Consider the following 425-nt stretch of genomic DNA (forward strand, 5'->3'; position numbering starts at 1 on the left):
GACCGCGTAACCGCCGGACACCACAAGGTCCCACAGCTCCTCCGGCGTGGTCACACCACCCGGCAACCGACACGCCATCCCCACGATCGCGATCGGCTCCGACTGCGCGGCCTCGATCTCGGTGAGCCGCTGCCGCGCCTGGTGCAGGTCGGCGGCCACCCGCTTGAGGTACCGGACCAGCTTCTCGTCGTTCTCCACCGGAGGTCACCTTCCCCTTCACTCGTAGGCGCGGTCGGAATCCGCCGGGTCCACGATTCCGAACTCGTCGTCGATGAAGGCCAGTACGTCGTCGACCGACGCCGCCTCGAGCGTCGCTTCGATGTCGGCGCCGCCGGCCGGCCCGGGGGCGTCAGTGCCGTGGGTGGGCGCCCGGTCCCCGAGCCGGGGGGCGGCGCCCGGGTTGTTTGGACCCTCCCGGGGGCGGG

At 72.2% G+C, this 425-nt stretch carries 2 protein-coding genes; both read right to left on the reverse strand.

Annotated elements, in window-relative coordinates:
- A partial coding sequence (locus tag ACFXB5_RS45880) for a polyketide synthase docking domain-containing protein (protein ID WP_385219930.1) occupies nt 1-198 on the reverse strand: 198 nt, incomplete at its 3' end.
- Nucleotides 199-216: 18 nt separating this feature from the next.
- The coding region (locus ACFXB5_RS45885) for a hypothetical protein (RefSeq protein WP_385219932.1) at nt 217-425 on the reverse strand (209 nt) is incomplete at its 5' end.

The sequence above is a fragment of the Streptomyces sp. NPDC059455 genome (assembly GCF_042750115.1).
In the GTDB taxonomy this organism is placed as follows: Bacteria; Actinomycetota; Actinomycetes; order Streptomycetales; family Streptomycetaceae; genus Streptomyces; species Streptomyces endocoffeicus.